This window comes from Rhizobacter sp. P3_B12 (genome assembly GCF_056402895.1).
Map to the genome: position 1 here is coordinate 1 of NZ_JBFUGN010000814.1, position 2,840 is coordinate 2,840.

Annotated in this window: 1 protein-coding gene; it reads right to left on the bottom strand. The window is 74.6% G+C overall.

Annotation, left to right across the window (positions count from 1 at the left end; genetic code table 11):
- On the bottom strand, positions 1-2,840 hold a 2,840-nt coding region (locus AC1D01_RS28445), incomplete at both ends, for an acyltransferase domain-containing protein (protein ID WP_477872388.1).

The following is a 2,840-nucleotide window of genomic DNA, read 5'->3' on the forward strand; positions in this document are numbered from 1 at the left end:
TGCGCAGCGCGAGGCCGTCGAGCGTGCCGGGGCGTTCGACCTCGAGGCGCTGCAGCGGCGAGGCCGGCGTGGCGGCGGCGCGGCGCACGAGGCGCGGTTGGTGGCGCGTGCCTGCGCGCAGCGCGACGCGCGGCAGCGGGGCAGGCGACAGCAGCTCGGCCAGCAGCGCATCGATGTCATCGGGGTCGGCCGCGTCGGTGTCGATCGCGCGCAGCGGGAATTCGGGATGCTCGACGGCCAGCACGCCGAGGAAGGCCCAGGCGCCGGCCGCGGCCGACGAGGCCGGTGCCTCGTGCGGAAGCACCGGCTGCGCGTTCTGCGTGACGAGCCACAGCGCGACGGCGGGCGCGTCGGCATCGGCGGCCAGCGCCTGCAGCACGTGCAGCAGCGAGCCGCTGGCGCGCAGTTCGGCGTCGTCGGCGGTGCCGGCATCGAAGCCGGGGGTGTCGAGGCTCCACAGCGAGACCACCGCGCGCGGCGTGCCATGCGAGCGCCAGTCGGCGACGACGGATTGCATCTGCGCCGCATCGTGCGGGTCGACGGACCAGCGGTTCGATTCGAGCCGCTGGAAGCGCTCGCCGGCGAGGACTTCGGTACAGCGGGCGCCGCGGGATTCGAGCGCCTGGCGCAGGGTGGCGGCAAGGCCGCTGGCGTCGCTGAGGAGCAGCCAGTCGCCTTCCGCACCCCCCTCCGTTCGCCCTGAGCCTGTCGAAGGGTCGGGCTGAGCCTGTCGAAGCCCTGGCTCCACCGCGCGCTGCGGCACCAACCCTTCGACACGGGCCTTCGACAAGCTCAGTCCCTGCTCAGGGCGAACGGGGATGGGGCGAACGGGGATGGGGCCAACGGGGATGGGGCCCATGGAGATTGGCGGGGCAGGCCGCCACCGCACCTCGTACACCCCATCCTCCGCGCCCCCACCCGCCAGCGTGCGCGCATCGGTCGCCGCGAAGCGCACGCCGCGCAGCCGCGCGACCGGCGCGCCCTGCTCGTCGATCAAGTCGATGTCCGCCCCCGCCTCGCCGCGCAGCACCGCGAGCGCCTGCACGCGCGCCAGGCCCGGACGCAGCAGCTCGACCTGCTCGATGCCCATCGGCGCCCACAGCGTCGTCGGCACGCCCTGCGCGGCCACCGCGCACAGCTGCAGCGCGCCGTCGAGCAAGGCCGGGTGCAGACCGAACGCCGCGGCCTGCGCTTCGACCTCGGCCGGCAGCACCAGCGATGCCCGCGCCCAACCGCTGCCGCGCTGCACCGCATGCAGGTTGCGGAAGGCCGGGCCGAATGCGACGCCGAGCGCCTCGAAGCCGGCGTAGATCTCGCCCGACGATACATAGGTGGCGCCGCCCGCCGACTGCAGCGCCTCTGGCGACGGCGCATCACCCACCGCTGCCGTGCACACGCGCTGCCACGTCTCGTCATCCAGCGCCTGGTGCAGCTCGACCGCCCCGTCGCGCACGATCGCCTGCCAGTGCGCCATGCCGCTCTCCGGCAGGTACAGCGGCCGCTCGACCGCGAATGCCGACAGCACCCGGCCCCCGACCGCCGCGCGGCACACCTCGAGCATCGCCGCCGCCGGCATCAGCAGGCGCCCGCCGATGCGGTGCTCGTGCAGCGCGCCGGCATCGCCGACCGACCACTGCGCATCGAACACGGTGGCCGTGGTGGCCGGCGTCGACAGCTTCGTGCCGAGCAGCGGATGAATCCCCCGACGCGAGGACGGCACCACCGCAGCCACCGGCGTCGGCCGCAGCCAGAAACGCTTGCGCTGCCACGGATAGCGCGGCAGGTCGACCACCTCGCCGCCCTCGCCCGCCACCGCCTCGGCATCGAGCGTGTGGCCATGCACGTGCAGCGCGGCGGCCGCCTGCAGCAGCGATTCGCGCTCCGGCCGGCCGCGGCGCAATGACGCGAGCACCTGCCCCGTCGCACCGGCCGCCGCCAGGCTCTCGGCGATCGACGCGCTCAGCACCGGGTGCGGCCCGATCTCGAGGAAGCTGCCGAAGCCGTCGCCGGCCATCGCGGTGATCGCCGCATGCAGCCGCACCGGCTCGCGCACGTTGCGGCCGAAGTACACGCCGTCGAAACGCTGCCCGGTCGCGAGCCCGCCCAGCACGGTCGAGTACACCGGCACCGCCATCGGCTGCGACGGCACATCGGCCAGCAGCCCGGCCAGCGTCTGCTGGAACGGCGCCATCTGCGCGCTGTGGAAGGCGTATTGCACCGGCAGCATGCGGTGCGAGATGCCGCGCCGCGTCAGCGCCGCCAGCAGTTCGTCGAGCGCCGCCGGCTCGCCCGACAGCACGATGCTGCGCGGGCCGTTGACGGCACCGAGCGCCAGGCGATCGCCGTAGGGCTTCAGCAGCTGCACGGCCTCGTCTTCGGCCAGGCTCGCCTGCGCCATGCGGCCGGTGCCGGTGGCCTGCTGCATCACGCGGCCGCGCTGGCACACCACGCGCACCGCATCGGCCAGGCCCAGCACGCCGGCCACGTGCAAGGCCGCGATCTCGCCGACGCTGTGGCCGACCACGCCGTCGGGCACGATGCCCCAGCTGCGCCACAGCGCCGCCAGCGCGACCTGGATCGCGAACAGCGCCGGCTGCGCGACCTCGGTGTCGGCGAGCCGCGACCCGGCCTCGTCCTTCGCCAGTTCCGCGTGCAGCGACCAGCCGGTCAGCGGCTGCATCAAGGCATCGCAGGCCTCGATCACATCGCGGAACACCGGCTGCGCGGCGATCAGCTCGCGGCCCATCGCGAACCACTGCGGGCCCTGCCCGCTGAACACGAACGCGAGCCGCGGCACGCCTTCGCCCGGCACGCGGCCGCTGGCGACGGCGGGCGAGACC